A 19744-nucleotide genomic window follows, 5' to 3' on the forward strand; every position below is an offset into this window, starting at 1 on the left:
ATTACGCAAAGAAAGCTGGGCGGAAACTAAAACTACTTGCCTCATATAACCGTGAATGATTGAGATTAATTGCACCTAGGCCCGCACTTGAGCCAACATGCCAGTAACCACCACGAAGGGGGAATCTCTTACCGTAATTGCGACAAGTAAGATACCCTTTTACAGTGTCCGTTGACTCAGATTCGATAAGTAACCTTCGCAGTATTTCAGCCTTTTGATATGTGTCTGATTTTGCTATTCCTGCAAAATGATTATTCGTCAGATAGGGGTTGTTATGCTCATCACTTCCAATAGGACCATTACGGTTTATTATACTCGCACTAAGAATCGGGGAGCCTGCACTTGCTGTGCCTACAGAGTTAGGTTCAGGTGAATCAAACCATGCAGCCTGTTTAACCCAGTTTTCTTCAACAATGCCAGGATTATTATCGAGTGTTGTTACAATCTGTCCTTCATCCAACATCATTTGATCCAACCATTCCCATACATTTCCGACTAAATCTTGAATGCCCCATTCTGTATGATCGTGAGCCCATGTTACTGGCCCTTTCCCTGTATCTGTTCTCGCCAGACCTGATGAATCTCCTGGCATCCCGTTATCAGCACGACGCGCTGTTTCTAGTTTCTTTTCGTGACTTCTACCAAAATTAGTATTTCCCCGTGGTAATGAATCATTCGCTAGTGACCATAGCGCAATTGCTGCCCATTCGTGAATACTCATCATGTGCCAGCCGTCGCCTTTGTTGTTGCACAACGCCTTTGCAACATTGTAGTTAACTGATGTGCGAGGCTGTACGCCGCCAATAACAGAGCAGCCACCATTAGCACCTACTGATGCGAGGTATTTCGCAATTAATACCTCGCCCATTTGCTCGCCGTTGCGCTGAAACATAGTTGGCGTGCCGGTGCCTAGCATTAGGTCAACCCCCAAACGGTCAAAAATTGCTTGGTTGAGGTCCTCGTAGTTAAAGCGTGGGATACGCACCATTACATTTGGGTTTCCCTGCTCATCAATTACTACAGTGTTACGGCCACCTGATGCATCTTCAATTGCTTTTCGATAGCCGGCTGATGCAACGATTGCTAGCTCTGCCGAACTTTCTACAATTTGTTGTTCAAGGGCGGTTTTTTTGCTGCTGTAATCGCTGGCTAGTTGTGCGGTTTTATTATCGATTTCTGCAGCTTTGCTTTCTATCGCCGTGACTACGCGGTCGGCCGCGCTTACAATTTCATTTATTTGTTCAATGCTCATCATAGTTCCTTAGTAAATACGGTAAAATCTGACATCAAGAAAAAATTACGCAACGTGCGGTACATGTTGTTTACCTGTGCGGTTGCTGTTGTGGTTGACAATGCGTTCAGCGCATCAATTTGTGGGCTGTAATCGAACATCCACGATTGTGCGGGAATGGTGATCCGCGCTAATGCTGCAGCCGCTGCAAACTTCAATACAAACGAGCGGTTGTGTACATTGTTTACGCCTTGGCGCTTGCGCTGTAATGGCAAGTAATCAATGGCTAGCAATGTACCGTCTTGTGTTACTAACCCAATCCAGTTGTAGTCAAAGTCGCCGATATCTTGCTCAAGTATGACGGCCCATGCCACGGTATTTGAATCAACATAGCCTGACGTATCAATATTGCGCCGATACACAATTTGCAATGTACTAGGCATGCTTTCATTGGGATTACGTTCTGCGCTTTCATTTAAATTAGGGATGTTTGCTAACACTAATTCTTTAACATCGAGCCCTGTGTTTTGCAGCGCGCGGGTTGTGATGTAACTTTTGCCGGCGTTGGTCATAATACCGGTGATCGCTTGGGTCATAATGGCTCCTTGGCGATACTTACACCGCCCTCTTTACTTAAAAATCCATAGTGATGATGTGCGGCAATAACATGCTGTACATCGGTGGTGATTGCTTGGGGATGTGTATTACTTACAAGGTTGTCACACCCTAGAAATTGATATAGCTGCTCGAATGGCAATACGTGTTTTACATCGTGCGTAACTGCATACAGTGGCGCTTCACGGCTTTCATTTTGCAAATCAGTAAAACCATAACTGTATTGTTGCTGCGCTTTATTTTGTGCCGCTAAATGCAGTGGGTGATCAATGTGACAGCTATCCCACTGTACATGCGTTAATCCTAAGCTCAGTGATAAATCAGCTTTGTTATGCACGGTTAATTCATAGCGCCTACACGTTCGTCCATACAGCTGAATAAGTTCGGGTAATAAATCACTATTGCCTGCGAGTGTTGAGTCGGTCATATCAATGGCGATAATGTCCCAATCACGGCCGTCGAGTCGTTCGCGCACGCTAAGCACCTCTAACCCTAGGCGATCAAAAATGCTTTTTACTGAAGCGACTTCACCGGCGTCAATGGTATTCACCAATGCATGCTGTACACGCTTGCGGTATAGCTCGATTGGTTCATCATCTAAGCGGTTTGTTAAGCGCTCCCATGCCAGAAACCCTAATACAGGCTCTTCATTTTTTAACTCGTCTTTTTGGTTCACTGCCCACATAACATAGTCACGCGATTGCTCCCAGTAGCCTGTGGCCGCTTTTACAAGTTTTTCGGCGTAACCTTTGTTTAACCAGGTGGCGATTTCTTTAGCCATTTGCCACCTCGTTAACGGTTAATGATGTAAGTACCGGTAACCAGTTGGCGGCGGTTATGTCGTCAATATCAAACTTGATTGATTGCAGTTCACTAAATTGTTCATGGCACTGTGTTATTAATTGACTAATGCTGAACACAGTTTGATGCGTTACGCGTGTGGGTGTATACGCTGCATTTTGACGAAATGCGGCTTGTATAAACGTGGTTAAGTCGTCTTGAATAGCGTGGCTGTTGTCATGTAACTTATAGGTTGCGGTGATATCAAACCCGTTGGTTGCCATAGCGTAAACCATAAAGTCATCCCCTAAACCATGGTGGCCTGCGGTACGAATATGTTGGTTAATGGCACTCAATAGTGCTGTTGGTACAGGGCCAACATCTAAGTAAATATACGCATCAGCCGTGCCTGGTCCACGTGGTGCATTGGTTAGTATTTCAATGTTATCTATTGGTACAGCAAAGCTAGCAATAATTTGTTTGTAAACAGCATTGATATGCCAGCGGGAAGCAGTACCAAATACGTTACGAATGCGTAGGCGATAATGCTCAGTGTCTTCGTCATCAGAGCCTGGCTTAATTAACCAATCATCATTGTTGGTTACGGTGACCCCTTCTTGTTCCTCAGTAAAGTATCGGTAAGCTTCTGCGGGTAAGTTATAAGCTGCACCGGTTTCATAGGCTTCAGCCAATGCATACGCAGTGCGTTGCCCTTGTTCAAAATACACATCCTGTAAAAGTATAAGTTTATACACTTTATCGCCTAGCACATCGGTTACCACTGCGGTTCCTGCAACAATGGAGCTTTCGCCCTCGTCGCTTTCGCGTGTAAACGTTAATAATCCCTGTGCTTTTACGCCCGCTTGAATAAACACATTACGCGCAGGCCCGTGGCGTTCAATCAGTGCGGCTCGGCTTGCTGTCATAATGAATAAGTCAGGCATTAGCTGCGTTGCTAGCCAATTAAACAGCTGCACGACGGGCTTTGTTAGCAACGCTTCAACGGTTCGCCAAAATGGGCCAAAGGGTGAATTGTTGGCAACTTGTATGTTTTGCTCTTTTAACTGTGCTTGCCACTGCGCTTGCGCTGTTTGCTCATCCATTGGCAAACCTGCATTTTGCATTAGGGTTTTAAAGTCCACTTTGTAGGCTCCCGTATTGGCGCGTTTGCGCGGTGATACTTAATGTGCCGTCGTCATTTCGGTACACTTTTATAGTGCCAGGCTTAATCCGATTGTCTTGCTCGGTTAGTAATTCGAGTTCGGTTAAAATGGGCGCTATGCCGTTTTTATTGCGCAGACCAATCAGCTTTATGAGTAAACCGCTTTCTAAAATTCGATGCTTTATATCTTGCGCCACCACATTAGATTTACTTAATGTACTGGGTGTTAGCGAGTCATTAAGTACAAAATCATTATCCTCAACGGCTAAATCTATGTGCAGTGCAATATCAAAGTTCATCAGCTTGCTAGCTCCATCATTTGTTCAAAGCTTTGCGCTAAGTCGTCAGATTTAATCGTTAAATTGTCTATGTGCACACGCTTACTGTTATCGCTCTCGCTCGAACTGCTCTGGCTGGTGCTGCTCGTTAGGCTTTGTAAAAACGCTGATTTTTGTACTTTGGCTTTATAGCTATTCGTGTGTTGTTGCTCAGTATTTAACTGCTCAACGCTGTACGCGTTCGCTGTGTTAGTAATTGCCTGATCTGTTTTGACCATTGGCAATCGTTGTAATGGCGCTGCACCTTCATTAAAGCGGGCGAGTTGTTCATATTTTTGACTATAAACAGGTGAATTGGCCGCGTTAGTAAAATAATTAGCTGTGCGTGTATTGCCATTTTCTATCGCTGATTGTGTTACGAACTGTGTTGATTGTGCATTGTGGCCAACATCGTTATGTGTAGATGGGCTGCTTTGTAATAATGAGTTAGTAGCGGTGTTATTGATGTTGCCCGTTGTTGAATAAACAGCATCGTTTGCAGCCATGGTTACTGCGCTGGTTTGTGCCAAAACCTTATTTGTTTGGTTTGTAGCAATACTATTTTGTAATGCTGGGTTAACTACACTATGCGTTGTTGCGCTTGCAAAATAAGCAGCATCATTTGCTGAAGCATTGTTATTAATAGCGGTGTTTACAGGCGCGATATTGGTTAATCCATTCGCCACAGTTGAACTTAGATAGCGGTTATTTAATGTGTTCGTTTGTGCCAACGCGCTATTTGTTTGCTCAATGGCATTACTGCTCTGTAATGTTGAGTTAATAGCGTTATTAGTTTGACCTTTGTCTAACTGCGTTCGATTCAAATACGTAACATCATTCACTGCAGCATAGTTAGTGCTGGCTTTATTGCCTGGTACTTGGGCGGCTTTGTTGATCACAGCTTGGCCGTAGTCGCGGCTGAACGCTTGATCTGCATTTTGCATGACTAAATTGCTAGGCTGAGCACGGTTAATGTTTTCGTGTGTTGAGGTCGCTTCTGTTTTTATTTTTGCCTCGGTATCGTCAATCAGGCCGAGCTTTTCGAGCACCCATTTTACGCTATCAATCACCCCATTAAAGGCCGCTTTCACACTATCAAACACCGCCATTAATACTTTCCCCCATGCGGTATTTTGAAACGCAGCCACTAAGTCATCCCAGTAATAGATAAGCGCACCAACCGCCGCGATGAGCGCAATAACACCCGCTACTACCCACGTAATTGGGTTTGCCCAAAGCGCTGCATTAAACAACCATGTAGCCGCTTGGCCTGCGAGCATAACTGCTTTAAATGTACCCATGGCAATGGCCGCCGCGCCCATCGTTGCAATGAGTGATAAAAAACCCAATACACGTAACGCAATGAGTGCGCCTTGCCATAATTTAGTTATCACTGTTAAACCCATTGTGAGCGCACCACTTGTTATCAGCGCCATTTTGTAAAGGCCCATCATGAACATGACCACGCCATAAATAGAGATAAGCGCCACAATACCCACTACAAGTGTTGCAATCACACTGGATAAAATCGGAAAGCGCTCAGTTAACGAGACAATACCCGCAAAGCCTGCCGAGAGTAATTCTATAAAGGGTTCCACAACGGGTAGTAAACGACTGCCCATTGCCGTAGCTGCCGCATTAAACGAACCGCCTAACCTATCCCAAGGGCTGGCAATAATATTGGCCATTTCAATTGCTTTGGAGCTGTCTTGTACGTTTTCAAAAACGGTGATGCCGTCTTTTAGCTTATCGACTTTGGTACTCAATACATCAACGGCTTTTGCACCTTGCTTACCAAATATTTGAGTGAGTACATCGCCACGCGCTACAGAACCCAAAGAGGATAAGCGGCTATTAATACGTCCCAGCACTACATCTATTGCTAGCATGTCGCCGTTATCTGCGGTTAATTTTATGCCTAATGCATCTTGTGCTTTACCAATGCCTTGTAATAATGAGGCCGCTTGCGTGCCAGCCACAGAGCCTGATTTAGCAACCAGTTGCAGTTCACCCACTAACGCGAATTGTTGAGCTGAACTTAAGCCAATGTTTGTCGCGGTCGCCCCAAGGTTTGAAAACGCGGCTTGCATTTCTGCACCGGTGGTTTTGTAAAGCTGTACGGCGGTGGCGGTTTGCCCTGCGATTTGATTTACCCAATTCGCTTTGCCCATTTTATTGGCGGTCTTTTCGAAGATGCCATACATGGTGCCCATATAGCTGGTAATAGTGGCTGCGTCGGCTTTGGTTGCTACCGCTAGTATGTTTGACGTTTTGGTAAATTCAGATAGCTCAAACCCATTTAAGCCGGCAATAGCTGATTGAATATCGTAAGCACTGCGGACGAACTCGGCCGAGTTACCCCCAAATTGAAAACCAAACTTATAGGCTGTTTTAGTTAGTTGTTGCAAGGCGTCGTCGGTAACGCCCAGTGATTGCACCTCGCCCAAAGCAGCAACGTGGTCAATTGCAGGCGCGAGCGATTTAGCAAGGGCGTAACCGCCACCCACGGCCGTGGTTGCGCCACGCATCATTTGATCTTGTGCAGCGGCGGTTTGCTGACTCAGCTGATTTATTTTAGCCATCACTTTATTAACCGGACCCGTCACCTTATCGATGATCCCGATTGAATAAGTAAGCTTGTCTAATTTGCTGAGTGTTGCCATTAATTACTCGCCGCCTAATGCTGTGCAAATACCGTTATTTACGGCTGTTACAAAGTTTTCTTGCTGTGATGTTTCAAGGTAAAGCGCCTGTGCCAAGCTCTCGTCAGTGACTGGTACATTGCCAAAGTATTTAGCGTGATATGCCAGTAACTGATCGAGCCTGCTTTTGCCTATTTGCTTGGCTCGGCTTTCGATTTTTTTACCGTAAAATTAAACTCAGGTTGGTATTCTTCAACAATGGCACCCACTAAAAACAACGCGGCACCCGGTTGCTGTACCAGCTCTTTGAGCTTTTTAGCGTCGGCTTCAACCACTGTGTTTAATAAAAAGTTAGTTGCCGGCTGCACTTTGTTATTTGGCTGAGTCGAGTTAATGTATTTGTTGTAGTCAGCGCCATTTACATTAAATGTGATTTCGCCAACGGGGGTTTCTAATGTGATATTTTTCTCAAACGCCATGATCAATACTCTCTTTTAAATCTGCTTGTTCTAGCAGTGTGTAGGTAAAATAAGGGCCGTACTTGGCTGCTGATTGCTCGCACAAAGCAATAAATTCATCAAAGTCATTGGGGTTTGCAAACACCTGGCAACCGGCTGACCACTTATCAACTTGGGTTGATGTGGTTTTGCTGTTTGCACGGTGGCAATTAATACCAAAGTAACCTTGCTGTAGCTCTGCTTGGGGTGTGACGTCCGTGTCTAACTCGGTGTCTTTGTTGTTGTCACGTAGAACAACAACCGGTTTATGCTGTACAAGGGCGCGATACTTGCCCTGGTGATAACCCAACGTCCATAAGCTTTTATGCTGCCCTGCAACTAGCACCGCTGTGCCGTCTATGTTCATTGGGTTTTTACGCCAGTAAATACCGGCATCTGTTGTGGCTTTATACTGCTTTAACTGCCATTCGCTGTTTTGCTGATACAACACACAAATTGCATCGTTAAACGTGTTGGCGCGGGTGTTTGTATGGCGAATGCCTATAATGTTTAGGTTTAATTCACCCTCAAATACTTTATGCCCACATGCTTGCAGGGTGCTTAGTAATGTTGTGGCAGTTAGTGTGCGAATGGCTTTAGTCATTACAAATCTCTCACTTCATCGTCAGTTAGGTATGGCACACCGTTAATTTTGACAAAATCAGGGCTAGTAATTGGACACTTGATTGATGTGGTGTCTTCTTCGCCACCATCGGCTTTAATGTTTAAAATTTCGTCCAGCTGCGGCAGGCAACCAAACGCTTCAACGTTCTTTTTACCTGCAGCTACTTCTGCATTAAACGCAATATCAAACGGTTCAATACCTTTCCAACTGCCTGCCTTTTCAGCTTGCGCTTGCACGATTAACCAATTTTCATGATCAAGCTTTAGTGTTACTTCGCCTTCAACATCGCCATCAATAAAGCCCTTTGGGATACCGCGCACTTTTTTAACGGTGCGCCCATCCGTAATTTTGCAAGTCGCTTCCATAACATGAACCATCGAATCACCAATGAAGATATCGAAGTCTTTACCGCCTAGTACTTTTTGCATGTTTGCGCTCCTACTCTGCGTTATCTAACATGATCCCAACAATGATGGTGTTGGGTGAATCGATTGGTTTAACTTTAAGTACGACTTGTAAGGTGGTCGCATTCATAAACGTTAGGTTGATACTGTCGTCTTTTGGGGCGCGAATTAAACCAGGGAACTTATCGGCACCAATATTGATAGACCGTGCCATGTCGCGCAGCGGTTTACCCATAATGCGTTTACCAAATTCAATCCCTGTGCTGCTGTTGTTTAAGCGACGATTTTTAACGTTTTGAATTCCAATAATGCGCACAGCACGTGCAGCCATATCAACAATGCGGCCAATTTCAATTTTTTGAAAATCACCGCCTTCAGCGTCGAGCATGTTTACATCGCCAAAATACGTACCATCAAAATCAGCATAAAACTGTGTACAACTAAAACGCAGCGCATCAAGTGCCGCCGTGGTTGAGTTGGTTAAGGGGTTGCCGGCGGCATCTTCTGGGTTTGGCATCAATGACATTGCCCCCGTAAGCACACGCATTGGGCTATCAGCAATAGTGACTGCGCTTTTACATAAACGCCCTGTTACTGCGCCTAGTTCGTCACCGAATAAAAGCGGGATAACAGCCACACGATCGCCTACTACGCCATCGGTTAACGGTTGCAATGAAGTCACTAAATCAGGCCAATTTTGCTCAGCCGTTAAGCCAGGTGCTGCAAGTAAAAAACGAACACGACGAGCAAGGCTCGATAAAATTTCAAGCGCTTTGGCTTGGTAGCTTTCAATGTCGGCTTTGCCTGTAACTGGCGTACAAATAACAATAATTTCAGGACTAACATCCTGATCCATTGCTTTATCAATAAGGGCCATTACGTTATCGCCTGCGCCATGCGGGATGGCATAACCACTCACTAAGTCATCACCGTTGCGTTGCCATGCTTTTACTTGTATTTTTAATGGCGAGTCGGCGGCGCCAAACTCAACATCAAAATCACTTTGTGCATTAATAGATAAAATTTTGCCGTTGTTCTCACTCGCTTGACCGATAAACAACACACTGCGTTCAATCTGTTTCGTAGCGCCACTGCCTGTTTGTATGGCGGCAACGGTTACTTTACCTTGTGCCATGATCGTTCCTTTTGCTTTGCGCTACGCAACGTGCATAGCCTGGTTTAAAATAAAATTCATTTGTTGCTTTTCTTCGCCCTGCGTTTGCCCTAAAAATGAGCGGGCCGGCAAGTCAATTTGCCATGTACTCTTACTTGAGCTGCCCTTTAAATCGCGAAGTAAAAACCCTGCTTGGTTAATGCTTAAGTTCTCTGTTATCCATTTAATGCTTGGCCGTTTACTGCCCTTGCCTTTACGACGCGGTATTTTGTAACCCTCGGCTATTAATGCCCTGGCTAAATTTCGCGTGGCTGGCCCTTCTTTATTTTGAGCCGCTTTACCTTTTGGCTTGCCTGCATCTAGGCTTATTCCCTCTTGGTGGGCGCGGGCTATTTTTCCGCTTTTGCCCCCTGAAAAATAAACACTGGCGTCGTTTGCACTGTGGCGAACCTTCATAAACTTTTTAAGCTTGGTGAGCATTTTCTTTTTTTTACCACTTGCTCTGCCTTGCCATGTTTTGCCTGCTAAATCCGTTTGCTTGGTGATCCGCTCTTTACTGCTTTTATTCGTTGTTCGAATAACACGACGTAATATATTGCGCCGTTTATTAGGCTTAAGTTGTAAAAACGCTAATTGGTCTTTGCTGCGCCCTTCGTCAAATTTAACGTTAAGCACGGCTTACAGTGCCTTGCAGTAAAAATGATTCAGCAACCCATAGGCTTTGCTCGCCAAAGTCGTAACGGTTACCGTTTAATTCAAAGGGGCCATTGTCTGTTTGTATTAGCTCTATGTCTTCGCACAGCTGGTTAATAGTCAGCTCTACTTCATTGCTGTTGTCGTCGTTTACATCGGCGCTAAATTCAATATCGGTGCTGTCATAACGCCCGCCGTTGTTTTGCAACCAAAACGATGCAAAGGCACAAATTAACGCAACCGGCGCAAAGCATGGATTAATGCTGATCACACCTGAGTAATAAAATCGCGCTGCCAATAACCCGTTACCATTCATTGTTTTACTACTTGGCTCTATGCGCCCGCCTTCTACCCAGCTATCAAACTGAGTATTAAGCGCCAACTTATGGCCTTGGTACTCAACACTCACTAAATGCTGTTTAAGCTTTTCAATTTTGCTTTTGCTCATAACAGCTCTACCGATAAATTAGGGCTTAGTGCTTGCAGTAAGCGCATGGCGTTTATGCTTTCGCGTTGCCAGTGTTCAAAGTTATCAATGGCTGATTGCGACTGTGCTGCTGCGTTTTCACGGTGTGTACTGCCAAGCTTGGATACCAATAAATTAGCTTTGGCTTTGCTATACACTGCATCGTTATAAAAAATTATTTGTTGTGCGTTTAATGGTGTGCCGTTAGTAAGCACAGCGCTTACTAGTTCTTGGTTTACCTCGGTCTGTGCGCGCTTTAGCTTTTCAACAAGCAGCTCACTTTTGCTGGCGTATTCTTGGGCAACGGCGTAATGCTCTATAAAATAAGCCGTGCTTAATGTCGGGTAATAGCCATTGCCTGGCACATCAACATTAATGCTTTGTAAATCTGCTTGTGGCATACCGCTTAAATTCATATTGCACCTGTAAAAACACACACATTAAATTGGGTGCGGGCGCCACTTAGTCACACTGGCGACATAATTAATACTCGCACTGTGCTAAGTTGCCCGCTGGCGTTGGAGCTGTTACTCGTTAACCGCTGCTTTTAATTGCTTTGTTAACTTATCGACTAAACCTTTAACTCCTGCTTTGTCGTTAATGGCTTGGGCGTGCTCTGCAAATAACAGAGCATTACCGTAGTTGTGCTGGGCTGCATCAACCTTGGCAGCAATGGCGTACAATTTACCGCCCACCACTTCAAGGCCGTTCCAGTCTTGGTTTTTTACGGTATTGATTAAGCCACGCAGTACATAGCTAATATCAAATAAGCCTTGCTGCTTTGATTCTGTTAGGTAGTAATTAGCGTCATCGTAGAGTTGGTCGATAACGAATGCAGGCCAATATTTGGTATTAAATACCGTTGGTAGTGGTTGTTTTTGCTCAACCATAAACGGCAGGAGTTCTAGCGCTGCATCCCAGCGTTTTAAGTCAACCAACCAAATAAACACCCATGCTAAAACCGTGTTCGGGTGGCATTGGCCGCTTAATCGATATTGATTGATATACCCTAAATAGTCTTGGCGTTCTAACGCTTCAGACTTGTAAGTCGCTTTGTCTGCAATATCAGTAAATGTTTTTAGTTGAGCTAAGTCAGATTCGATGGCTGCTGCATAAAGCTGGTACTCGGTTTGCGTAGTGATAGGGGTTGGCGCATGGGTACTCGTGGCTGTTGCCGCGACCGTTGGCGCTTTTTTGTCAGTGCTTGTTGGTACGCTGCTTGCTGCTTTGGCTAATGATTCTTTGACTAAGCTCATTTAAAAACACTCTTTAATGTGGTTAAAAAGACCGGCTCGAAAATTGGATTAAACAAGCCGGCCAAATGGGAATTTACCGAATATTTAAATCCAGGCGCTACCGTCTGAATTTGGTAACTTGATACTGGTTGATTCGAAATACATTACTTTTTCAAGGTCTTCTACGTAGTAGCAATCGTTTCGTGATAGGTAGTCTTCAACGCGTTTTTTCTTAGCGTTGTTTTCTACACTGGTACGCGTTGATCCCGTTTGTACGTAGTGACTTAAGTTGTCAAAGCTGGTGACTAAAATGCCACGAGCGGGGAAAAACGGAATTTTGTATGTCATTAAACCGCCATAGGTATCAATCACCTGTTGCAGCTCAATCTTGGTTTTTTCACTTGGGGTATGTGCTTGCTTGGCGTACAGCTTGTTTTTGTCTTGCGCTAAAAGCTCGTCGCCAATAATAGCCACCATGTTTGCACGTTTGTGCTCTGGAATACCTTGCAATGCATCGTGCACCGCTTGGTCTAGGTTTTCGTAATCGCCGCCAGCACCAATACGAATTTCGCCAGCGGTTGCGCCTTCACTAATTGCGCGCTCAGGTGCATCGCGGCGAATTAGTTGTAGCCAGCCAATGTTTACATCGTTCATCATTGGATAGGCTGTAATATCTGTGGTATCAGCTACGTGCGTACCATTCCAACCAATTTTAATAATATCTAGCGCAATAGCCTGACGTACGTGATTACGATAACGATTATGAAAATCAGGAAACTTAGACCACTGATCCATTTTTACCCATGTGATATGAATGTCGCATTCTGTTGGGTAACAACGGTATTCACGTTTATCGAGCTTTGATACATCACGGGTTTTACGCTCTTTGGTGTCGTCAGTTTCAACGCCTGCACGACCTGTTACGCCACCGTCTACACTCATGATCACTGACTGACCAACTAAGTCGTCTACCGGTACGGTGTTGATCATCTGTAAAAATTCAGCCGATTCATAAACAGCATCATATAAGCGCTGCTCGGTTGTAGGCTCAACGTTGAATTGCTCACTCATTGATGTAACGCCGTAATTAACGGCCATGCCTGCCATAATGGCGACAAATAATTCTCTAGTTCTGGTTTTCATATTCTTTCCTGCGTTTAGCTAAGTTAAGTTGGTGATGTAATTACAAGCAGTTGCTGTATTTACCCTCATCGCCTTCGGGTTCTTCGTCGGCGTCAGTGGTATCACCCGCAGGTGTTTTCAACGCTTTAGTAAACTTGTCGTTAAGTTCACCTAATGCTGTTTTTGTTTTTAATAGCTCTTCTTTTACTTGAGCTAATTCAGTGTTTTCATCATCAGCTGGCGGCGTTTCTTCACCTTCCACTTTTGTGGTTGAAAACGAATCAAGCTTTGTGGCAAGCCCATCTAGTTTTTTAGCAAACTCACTAAGCGGTGTGCCCAGCGCATCTTTTAATGCAGTGGCTAATTGTGTTTCGTTCATGTCGGGTTCTTCCTTTGCGAATAGTCGTTTAAAAAATGGTTTTTTAGGTGCGGCGTCGATAGGCTCACATGATCCTAAATCAACTTTTAATAAAGAGACGTCCGTGTCATCTGGCTTACTCTTACTACTGAAATGGATACGGTCGGTATAGCAACTCGCTGGGTAGTCGGTCACTGCTAAACCGGTTAGGTAGGTTTTGCCTGTGCCCATAAAATCGCGGCTAATTTCGATACTAAAATAAACAGCTTGATCTGCTTTGTTCAGCTCTACAAACCCTTGATTGGGCGCAAGCACTGCGTATAAGCACACAACGCCCTCTTCGTTTTCATAGGCTTGTACGCTTTCTACATCTCCCAACATGCCGGGAATGTCCACGTTATGCAGGTTTTTAGCGGCCCAACCTGACCAGTTAAATTCGTGATCAACATTAATGCGGGCGCCATATTTACGCGGGTTATAGGTTTCTACAATGTCGGCTACGTCTTGCTCTGATATTTCGCGACCGTCAACGGTCATACCAACAGCGGCAATCGATAACGGTTTAGTACGTAGTTGACCTGGCATAAACAACCCTTTTTAAATATGTGCAAATTAAGCGTATTGCTTTAAAGTGATTGCAGTTTGCACCCTCTTTTTATTCCTTTCCAACGGTTTAACTTTTTGAAATTCCTATATTTAACTTTTAGGTATGGCTAGGTTTTTGACTGACAGATTAAGCGTTTTATAACGAATACACTGCCGCTATGGATTAATAAAAGCGGCGCAATAGATGGCGAACTACGGACCAGAGATACGCAAAAAAGCACAAGATTTGTATGTTGTTGAGGGCTACACGGTGGACGAAATAGCCGAGCTTGACGACATGCCCAGTGCGCGTAGCATTCGCCGTTGGTCGGAGGCTGGCAAGTGGGAGGACATGTGCCCAAGCTATAACGCCGAAATGGCCTTTAGCAAACGCATTAATGTACTGGCCGATAAAGACGATAAAACCGATGCTGACTATAAAGAGCTCGACTTTTGCACGCGCCAGTTGTGCTCACTTAATAAAAGTAAATTAGCCCCAGCCCCAAAACAGCGCGCAAGTAATGACAACCCCGCCAACAATAACAGCGGCAACAGTCATAACGGCAATGACAAAAAATCGAAGAAGAAAAAGAAAAACGATTGCTCTGGCATTACCCTTGAAATGCTCAACGAGCTTAAAGACACATTACTTTATCCTCACCAAAAACATTGGTTTGATAACCAAGACCATCGCACCCGTTTTATATTAAAACCGCGCCAGATTGGCGCTACATTTTATTTTGCATTCGAAGCGTTTTACGATGCTGTGGTAAATGGCCGTAATAAAATATTTATATCGGCGAGCCGTGATCAGGCCGAAGTATTTAAAGCCAATATTGTGGCGTTGGTGCGTGAGCATTTTAATGTTGAGCTTAGCGGCTCGCCTATGGTGCTTAATTTAGCCGGCGGTAAAACGGTTAAACTAATATTTAAGTCAACCAATGCCCGTACTGCACAATCAGAATCCGGCGATTTATATATTGATGAAGTATTTTGGATACCTAAATATAAGTCGCTGCGCGGTTTGGCGCAGGCCATGGCAACCCACAAACATTTACGAATAACGTATTTTAGTACGCCATCGGTTACCAGCCACGAAGCCTACGACCATTGGAACGGTAAATGGTACCGCAAAACAAAAGCGTGTAACGATCCTGAATTTGCCATAGATGTAAGCCATAAAAACCTAAAAAACGGCCAACTGTGTGACGACGGTATTTGGCGACAAATGCTCACGGTTTACGATGTAGTAACCAGTGGCTTTGACCGTATAGATATTGGCGTACTTGAAAACGAATACAGCGTAGATGAGTTTAATAACTTGTTTATGTGTAAGTTTATTGATGATGCGCACAGTGCATTTAATCTTAAACAGCTTATGAACTGCGTGGGCGATTCAACCAAGTGGAGCGACTTTGATTTAGCCTACGAGCGCCCGTTCGGACTGCGCCCTGTTGTAATTGGTTTTGACCCTGCCCGCTTTGGCGATAAAGCCAGTGTTGCCATTTTAAGTGCGCCCATGAAGCCAGGCGAAAAGTTTTTACTGCTAGAAGCACTTGATTTAAGCGGCAACGACTTTGAAGCCATGGCAAACGAGATAAAACACCTCACCGAAAAATACAACGTTGTGCATATTGGCGTAGATACCACTGGCATTGGTTATGGTGTGTGGGAGCTTATTACTAAGTTTTACCCTAATGCTGAGCCGATTCATTACAACCCCATTATTAAAAACCGCATGGTCATTAAAGCCATTAACGTTATTCAAAACCGCCGCTTTGAGTTTGACCAGGACGCGGTAAATATTGCCAGCTCGTTCATTAATATTCGCCGTAAAGTGGTGGGCGACCAAATTACCTATGCCACAAACCGCACAGCCACAACAGGCCATGCCGATATTGCGTGGGCAATTATGCACGCTATGTTATTTGAACCACTCGACGGTAACGCCCATAGCCGTCAAACATCTGTAGGAATTGCAGCTTAATGAGTAAACCACGATTACAAGTAAGTAACGGCCAAGCGCCAAACTACAACCAACGCACAGCGGTAACCGATACGTTTAGCTTTGGCGATCCTGAGCCATGCTTAGACAACCGGCTAACCGATTACGTTGGGGTGTTTAGTGACAGTAACGGCATTTACGCCCCGCCCATTAATTTGCAAGGCTTGGTTAAACTGCTGCGTGTAAATGCCCAGCATGGGCCAATACTCTACTTTAAGCGCAACATGATATTAAAGTGGTATAAGCCTAACCCGCTTTTAAGCCACCAAGCGCTTAGCAAATTTGCGTTTGATTTGCTGTGGAGCGGTAACGCCTATTTGCAGGTTATTAAAAATTCATTTGGGCAAGTTATTAAACTGCGCCACTTGCCTGCACTGACTATGCGTTATACCGATAAACGCGGGGGGTACGCGCAATTAAGTAATCGCAGTCATGAGCCTATTTACTTTAATGAAGGCGAAATAATACACGTAAAGGAATACGACCCCGGGCAAGGCATTTATGGCATACCGCAATATTACGGCGGTATTCAGTCGGCGTTGCTTAATGAAGATGCCACGTTATTTCGTCGCCGTTATTACAAGAACGGTGCGCACATGGGCTTTATATTCTCAATGGCTGACCCTAATTTAAGCGCTGACGATGAAACCGCTCTTAAAAATGCCATACGTGACAGCAAAGGCGTGGGTAACTTTAGAAGTTTGTTTTTTAATTTTCGCAGTAATAAAGCCGATGCTGAAAAAGCGATAAACATTACACCGGTGGGCGACATATCAACAAAAGACGAATTTGAGCGCATTAAAAAAATTACGCTTAACGACATGCTCAGCATGCACCGTGCGCAAGAAGCACTGAGCGGCCAATCATCTGGCGACAGCCCAGGCTTTGGCGACTTAGACAAAATTACCCGCGCGTATTACAACAACGAAGTTGTGCCCCTGCAGCAAGACGTATTAGGCATTAATAATTACCTACCCGCCGCGCAGCATATTGAATTTAAAGAGCCTGAGTATTCAGACTTAAACCCAACTACCAAGGAAGCCGCATGAGCTGGATAGATGTAACAGAGTTTATTAAACAATGGGGGCGTTTATTTATGTTGAGTTTTTTAGCAGCCGCTATTCAAATGTATTTAAGCAAAAAGCAATTTACGTTTTTTCATTACTGTATGAACGTGCTCGTTGCTATTTTTGCAGCGTACTTAGCCGCTATGTTTTGTGAATGGCGCGGCTTTGACGAGAGCCTAAAAACGGGTGTGATTGGCGTAACAGCGTATGCGGCCCCACACATTTTAGAAGGGTTCGACAAGCTAATTAAATCGTTTAGCAAAGACCCAAAAGGCTTTATTAAATTTATCAGAGGGATTAAATAATGGGATGGGTTACGAGTTTATTCACAAGCAATGCGGCTGAGCCAATTAATGCAGTAGGCAATGTGCTTGATAATTTATTTACCAGCGACGAAGAGGTATTAACGCTTGATGTTGTAAAACAACGCTTGGCACAGCAACCTGCTTTAGCACAATCCGAGATTATGAAGGTGCAAGCCCAACACCGCAGCACATTTGTAGCAGGCGCACGCCCGTTTTTAATGTGGGTATGTGGTTTTGGTTTTTTGTTTGCCTTTGTGATAAACCCGCTTTTAGTATGGTTAATACCTGATATTGGTAAACCTGAGCTACCACTTGATACAATGATGGAACTAACTCTTGCCATGCTTGGGCTTGCAGGTTTAAGAACGGTAGAAAAGTTAAATGGCGCTAGTAAGTGACTAGCGTATATCTACTATAAAAGTATTTTTTATTCCCTCGCAACTGCAAGAACGGGGGCAATTGCTCTTATGTCGATACGACTCATAAGGCCAAATAGTAAGTCATTTAATTCTTTATCATCTAAATAATACACAGTAAATAAATCTAAAGATTTGATTTTACTTTTAATATCGTATCCTGCTCTTATTTCTTTATTATTCAGTAATGCTTTTACAAATTGATATTTCTTTAATGCTCTTTGATTTTTCGATAACTCTTCTGCAGTTTTGATTGCTTCCGCTAGTTTAAAATCAGGTATTTTAGTCTCACTTTTCAATATACAGACTATATCTAGATCATATAAAGCAGGTCTCAAATAATTAAAATACATATCCTGCCATTGCATTCTTACTATTGCCTTTTGAATATCTTCTTCCATTGCATTGAAAAGTTGTTCAAAGTTTGTTCCCAAATTACTTAAAACAGGCAATACTTTATTTATATTTTTTATTGATGTCACATCACCTGTTTCTAATGTTTCAATTGCAGCTATCATTTTGTCTACTTGTAGTTTAGCTTCACTTGATATACTTAGCTGTCGCTGCTGAATTCTTGTTTTCCTATATTGATGTAAACCGAAAATGAATGTTAACGCTGTACAAGTTTGAGCTACAGCTTTGACAATATCCAGCAGTATTACATTCACTTCGTCCGTGGGGGCTTTTATAATCTCTGTAATAATACAAAAACCATAAGTTAAACTCGCTGTTAAAACTATAACTACGATAATAATGCCAACAAAATCAAAAGTTATTTTTATTCCTGTACCCGGTTTTTCAAATATCACAATTGTTAATTCCCATCACAATTTTATAAGTGCACTTTATCTTAATCTGTAATCTAGTTCTTTAATCTTTTCAATTTTTCCAGCAACAACTTCAAGCCGTTTAAGTGCTCTTGTAAGATTCGACGCTGGCACGCCATTTAATGTTGCTGCATTGGTTTTGCTAATACCGCGAACTAAGTAATCACTGAGTGCTGCTTTTATATCTTCACTGGTGCTTTTACCAAACGATAAAAGTGTATCTAACCGCTCTTGACTTTGTGTGCCTTTGTGTAAATATTTCATAATTTATTTATCACTTAAATGATAATAAATTAATGATATTTCAATATTAGGTAAATCACCAGCTGTTTGATCTTTTTATTGTCACTTTACTGCTAAATGTTGTCACTTTTTGACAACGCGATCTTTTTAAAAATTGCTCACAGATCCTTCTACTGGGCTGGCTGGCGATCAATGGCGTGTCACTGGGATTGTCAATTTGACGCGTTTTTTGCACGAAAGCGGAAGGCGAGGAGGAGTGAATTTTTCGGCTTCTTGGTTCTCAGCCCACACTTTTCGGCGGGCCTTGGCGACCCGACTAAGTACGATGCCCTGTATTTTAAAAATGAGACTAAGCAATCTTATTTAATCAATGAGTAATGAAGTAGCGCGGGACCCTGAAATTGGCAGTAAATTACAGCTTAATTTTGATTTGGAAGTTACAAATTAATTTATGTAGGTTCGTAATTTTTGCGTTAAAATCATCAAGTTTTCATTTGCTGATTTTTTCAAAGTATCCAGATCTTCTACTTGTTGATCAGTTAAACCATTTTCTGTTACATGCTCAAAAATAAATTCAATTTGATTATTGTATATTTTATCTTCACTATCAAAATAAGCTCCTAGCGGATCAATTAGTTCTTGAAAATGTATGTATATTATAGATTGTGCTTTAGCTCGACTTTTATAATCAATTTTAGGAGTTATTTTTTCAAATATTTCTGACATATTTTCTGAATCTATTAAACAAGGATTCGCCCATGCAATAGTTGAAGTATTTGCTATGCATTCATCGGATTTACCTTTTACTAGATTCAAAGCCTCAATTGCACTCGTTGCATTTATTCTTTTTTCTTCACTTTCTTTACGCTTTAAAGTGTGGCGAGAAATATATATTTGTACGAATGCCATTATTATGATTGTAATAGCACCAATTATTATCTGTAGTGGTCTATCCATACTTTTCTCTAATTAAATTAAAATAATTAAATTAATAACATACACTTAGTTTTTTTAGTAGCATTAATTGTTAAAACC

Annotated in this window: 24 protein-coding genes; 4 read left to right on the forward strand and 20 right to left on the reverse strand. The window is 43.1% G+C overall.

The window, feature by feature from the left end; genetic code table 11:
• Window position 1: 1 nt before the first annotated feature.
• The 17 genes from H5115_RS10265 to H5115_RS10340 form a co-directional block, all read right to left on the reverse strand.
• The gene (locus tag H5115_RS10265; RefSeq protein WP_182755088.1) at window positions 2-1252 is read right to left on the reverse strand and encodes an SUMF1/EgtB/PvdO family nonheme iron enzyme; all 1251 of its coding nucleotides are present in this window, start codon (window positions 1250-1252) and stop codon (window positions 2-4) included.
• On the reverse strand, window positions 1252-1827 hold the full coding sequence (locus tag H5115_RS10270; protein WP_182755090.1) for a phage tail protein: 576 nt from the start codon (window positions 1825-1827) through the stop codon (window positions 1252-1254). The genes H5115_RS10265 and H5115_RS10270 overlap by 1 nt, the downstream gene beginning before the upstream one ends.
• Window positions 1824-2627, reverse strand: coding sequence for a hypothetical protein (locus tag H5115_RS10275; RefSeq protein ID WP_182755092.1), 804 nt, complete (start codon window positions 2625-2627; stop codon window positions 1824-1826). The genes H5115_RS10270 and H5115_RS10275 overlap by 4 nt, the downstream gene beginning before the upstream one ends.
• Entirely contained in the window at window positions 2620-3768 is a 1149-nt protein-coding gene (locus H5115_RS10280) for a baseplate J/gp47 family protein (protein ID WP_182755094.1), read from the reverse strand. Before H5115_RS10280 ends, H5115_RS10275 begins: the two co-directional genes overlap by 8 nt.
• Window positions 3758-4087, reverse strand: a complete 330-nt coding sequence (locus tag H5115_RS10285; RefSeq protein ID WP_007378137.1) for a DUF2590 family protein — start codon at window positions 4085-4087, stop codon at window positions 3758-3760. The genes H5115_RS10280 and H5115_RS10285 overlap by 11 nt, the downstream gene beginning before the upstream one ends.
• Window positions 4087-6768: a phage tail tape measure protein gene (locus tag H5115_RS10290; RefSeq protein ID WP_182755096.1), complete on the reverse strand. Its 2682-nt coding sequence runs from the start codon at window positions 6766-6768 to the stop codon at window positions 4087-4089. The genes H5115_RS10285 and H5115_RS10290 overlap by 1 nt, the downstream gene beginning before the upstream one ends.
• A 3-nt stretch (window positions 6769-6771) precedes the next feature.
• The gene (locus H5115_RS20365; RefSeq protein ID WP_404936124.1) at window positions 6772-6963 is read right to left on the reverse strand and encodes a DUF6890 family protein; all 192 of its coding nucleotides are present in this window, start codon (window positions 6961-6963) and stop codon (window positions 6772-6774) included.
• On the reverse strand, window positions 6939-7226 hold the full coding sequence (locus H5115_RS10295) for a putative phage tail assembly chaperone (protein WP_182755098.1): 288 nt from the start codon (window positions 7224-7226) through the stop codon (window positions 6939-6941). Before H5115_RS10295 ends, H5115_RS20365 begins: the two co-directional genes overlap by 25 nt.
• Window positions 7216-7848, reverse strand: a complete 633-nt coding sequence (locus tag H5115_RS10300) for a hypothetical protein (RefSeq protein WP_182755100.1) — start codon at window positions 7846-7848, stop codon at window positions 7216-7218. The genes H5115_RS10295 and H5115_RS10300 overlap by 11 nt, the downstream gene beginning before the upstream one ends.
• The gene (locus tag H5115_RS10305) at window positions 7848-8297 is read right to left on the reverse strand and encodes a phage protein (RefSeq protein WP_007378142.1); all 450 of its coding nucleotides are present in this window, start codon (window positions 8295-8297) and stop codon (window positions 7848-7850) included. Before H5115_RS10305 ends, H5115_RS10300 begins: the two co-directional genes overlap by 1 nt.
• 10 nt (window positions 8298-8307) lie before the next feature.
• Window positions 8308-9408 (reverse strand): DUF2586 domain-containing protein, encoded by a 1101-nt coding sequence (locus H5115_RS10310; RefSeq protein ID WP_182755102.1) that lies wholly within the window; start codon window positions 9406-9408, stop codon window positions 8308-8310.
• A 21-nt stretch (window positions 9409-9429) separates the two neighbouring features.
• Window positions 9430-10062: a phage virion morphogenesis protein gene (locus tag H5115_RS10315; RefSeq protein ID WP_182755104.1), complete on the reverse strand. Its 633-nt coding sequence runs from the start codon at window positions 10060-10062 to the stop codon at window positions 9430-9432.
• Complete coding sequence (locus tag H5115_RS10320) at window positions 10055-10528, reverse strand: phage tail protein (protein WP_182755105.1); 474 nt, start codon at window positions 10526-10528, stop codon at window positions 10055-10057. Before H5115_RS10320 ends, H5115_RS10315 begins: the two co-directional genes overlap by 8 nt.
• Window positions 10525-10962, reverse strand: coding sequence for a head completion/stabilization protein (locus H5115_RS10325; RefSeq protein WP_182755107.1), 438 nt, complete (start codon window positions 10960-10962; stop codon window positions 10525-10527). Before H5115_RS10325 ends, H5115_RS10320 begins: the two co-directional genes overlap by 4 nt.
• Before the next feature lie 111 nt (window positions 10963-11073).
• Window positions 11074-11802, reverse strand: coding sequence for a phage terminase small subunit (gpM, locus tag H5115_RS10330; RefSeq protein ID WP_182755109.1), 729 nt, complete (start codon window positions 11800-11802; stop codon window positions 11074-11076).
• An 84-nt stretch (window positions 11803-11886) separates the two neighbouring features.
• A complete protein-coding gene (locus H5115_RS10335; RefSeq protein ID WP_182755111.1) occupies window positions 11887-12924 on the reverse strand; it encodes a phage major capsid protein, P2 family in 1038 nt (345 codons plus the stop codon).
• Between the two features lie 40 nt (window positions 12925-12964).
• A complete protein-coding gene (locus H5115_RS10340; RefSeq protein WP_182755113.1) occupies window positions 12965-13846 on the reverse strand; it encodes a GPO family capsid scaffolding protein in 882 nt (293 codons plus the stop codon).
• A gap of 205 nt (window positions 13847-14051) precedes the next feature.
• Here H5115_RS10340 and H5115_RS10345 point away from each other — a divergent pair, with 205 nt between their 5' ends.
• Genes H5115_RS10345 through H5115_RS10360 form a run of 4 tightly spaced genes read left to right on the forward strand, consistent with a single transcriptional unit; the run spans window position 14052 to window position 17621 of the window.
• On the forward strand, window positions 14052-15833 hold the full coding sequence (locus tag H5115_RS10345) for a terminase large subunit domain-containing protein (protein WP_182755115.1): 1782 nt from the start codon (window positions 14052-14054) through the stop codon (window positions 15831-15833).
• Window positions 15833-16900 carry a phage portal protein gene (locus H5115_RS10350; RefSeq protein ID WP_182755117.1) on the forward strand — a complete coding sequence of 356 codons (1068 nt, stop codon included), beginning with the start codon at window positions 15833-15835 and terminating at the stop codon, window positions 16898-16900. Before H5115_RS10345 ends, H5115_RS10350 begins: the two co-directional genes overlap by 1 nt.
• Entirely contained in the window at window positions 16897-17223 is a 327-nt protein-coding gene (locus H5115_RS10355; RefSeq protein ID WP_033040784.1) for a phage holin family protein, read from the forward strand. Before H5115_RS10350 ends, H5115_RS10355 begins: the two co-directional genes overlap by 4 nt.
• Window positions 17223-17621 carry a 3TM-type holin gene (locus H5115_RS10360; protein ID WP_007378153.1) on the forward strand — a complete coding sequence of 133 codons (399 nt, stop codon included), beginning with the start codon at window positions 17223-17225 and terminating at the stop codon, window positions 17619-17621. Before H5115_RS10355 ends, H5115_RS10360 begins: the two co-directional genes overlap by 1 nt.
• A gap of 29 nt (window positions 17622-17650) precedes the next feature.
• Here H5115_RS10360 and H5115_RS10365 read toward each other — a convergent pair whose 3' ends face one another.
• The 3 genes from H5115_RS10365 to H5115_RS10375 form a co-directional block, all read right to left on the reverse strand.
• Complete coding sequence (locus H5115_RS10365; protein ID WP_182755119.1) at window positions 17651-18448, reverse strand: hypothetical protein; 798 nt, start codon at window positions 18446-18448, stop codon at window positions 17651-17653.
• A gap of 36 nt (window positions 18449-18484) precedes the next feature.
• Entirely contained in the window at window positions 18485-18730 is a 246-nt protein-coding gene (locus H5115_RS10370) for a hypothetical protein (protein WP_182755121.1), read from the reverse strand.
• Between the two features lie 423 nt (window positions 18731-19153).
• On the reverse strand, window positions 19154-19666 hold the full coding sequence (locus H5115_RS10375) for a hypothetical protein (protein WP_182755123.1): 513 nt from the start codon (window positions 19664-19666) through the stop codon (window positions 19154-19156).
• Between the last annotated feature and the right edge of the window lie 78 nt (window positions 19667-19744).

Source organism: Pseudoalteromonas sp. SR44-2, from assembly GCF_014163745.1.
In the GTDB taxonomy this organism is placed as follows: Bacteria; Pseudomonadota; Gammaproteobacteria; order Enterobacterales; family Alteromonadaceae; genus Pseudoalteromonas; species Pseudoalteromonas distincta.

Bases quoted from the DNA above. Each gene is read 5' to 3' on its own strand.
- H5115_RS10320 (WP_182755105.1), bottom strand. From the start codon at position 10,528: ATGAGCAAAAGCAAAATTGAAAAGCTTAAACAGCATTTAGTGAGTGTT.
- H5115_RS10300 (WP_182755100.1), bottom strand. From the start codon at position 7,848: ATGACTAAAGCCATTCGCACACTAACTGCCACAACATTACTAAGCACC.
- H5115_RS10275 (WP_182755092.1), bottom strand. From the start codon at position 2,627: ATGGCTAAAGAAATCGCCACCTGGTTAAACAAAGGTTACGCCGAAAAA.
- H5115_RS10310 (WP_182755102.1), bottom strand. From the start codon at position 9,408: ATGGCACAAGGTAAAGTAACCGTTGCCGCCATACAAACAGGCAGTGGC.
- H5115_RS10335 (WP_182755111.1), bottom strand. From the start codon at position 12,924: ATGAAAACCAGAACTAGAGAATTATTTGTCGCCATTATGGCAGGCATG.
- H5115_RS10295 (WP_182755098.1), bottom strand. From the start codon at position 7,226: ATGGCGTTTGAGAAAAATATCACATTAGAAACCCCCGTTGGCGAAATC.
- H5115_RS10360 (WP_007378153.1), top strand. From the start codon at position 17,223: ATGGGATGGGTTACGAGTTTATTCACAAGCAATGCGGCTGAGCCAATT.
- H5115_RS10350 (WP_182755117.1), top strand. From the start codon at position 15,833: ATGAGTAAACCACGATTACAAGTAAGTAACGGCCAAGCGCCAAACTAC.
- H5115_RS10290 (WP_182755096.1), bottom strand. From the start codon at position 6,768: ATGGCAACACTCAGCAAATTAGACAAGCTTACTTATTCAATCGGGATC.
- H5115_RS10325 (WP_182755107.1), bottom strand. From the start codon at position 10,962: ATGAATTTAAGCGGTATGCCACAAGCAGATTTACAAAGCATTAATGTT.
- H5115_RS10355 (WP_033040784.1), top strand. From the start codon at position 16,897: ATGAGCTGGATAGATGTAACAGAGTTTATTAAACAATGGGGGCGTTTA.
- H5115_RS10340 (WP_182755113.1), bottom strand. From the start codon at position 13,846: ATGCCAGGTCAACTACGTACTAAACCGTTATCGATTGCCGCTGTTGGT.
- H5115_RS10270 (WP_182755090.1), bottom strand. From the start codon at position 1,827: ATGACCCAAGCGATCACCGGTATTATGACCAACGCCGGCAAAAGTTAC.
- H5115_RS10305 (WP_007378142.1), bottom strand. From the start codon at position 8,297: ATGCAAAAAGTACTAGGCGGTAAAGACTTCGATATCTTCATTGGTGAT.
- H5115_RS10345 (WP_182755115.1), top strand. From the start codon at position 14,052: ATGGCGAACTACGGACCAGAGATACGCAAAAAAGCACAAGATTTGTAT.
- H5115_RS10265 (WP_182755088.1), bottom strand. From the start codon at position 1,252: ATGAGCATTGAACAAATAAATGAAATTGTAAGCGCGGCCGACCGCGTA.
- H5115_RS10370 (WP_182755121.1), bottom strand. From the start codon at position 18,730: ATGAAATATTTACACAAAGGCACACAAAGTCAAGAGCGGTTAGATACA.
- H5115_RS10285 (WP_007378137.1), bottom strand. From the start codon at position 4,087: ATGAACTTTGATATTGCACTGCACATAGATTTAGCCGTTGAGGATAAT.
- gpM (WP_182755109.1), bottom strand. From the start codon at position 11,802: ATGAGCTTAGTCAAAGAATCATTAGCCAAAGCAGCAAGCAGCGTACCA.
- H5115_RS10375 (WP_182755123.1), bottom strand. From the start codon at position 19,666: ATGGATAGACCACTACAGATAATAATTGGTGCTATTACAATCATAATA.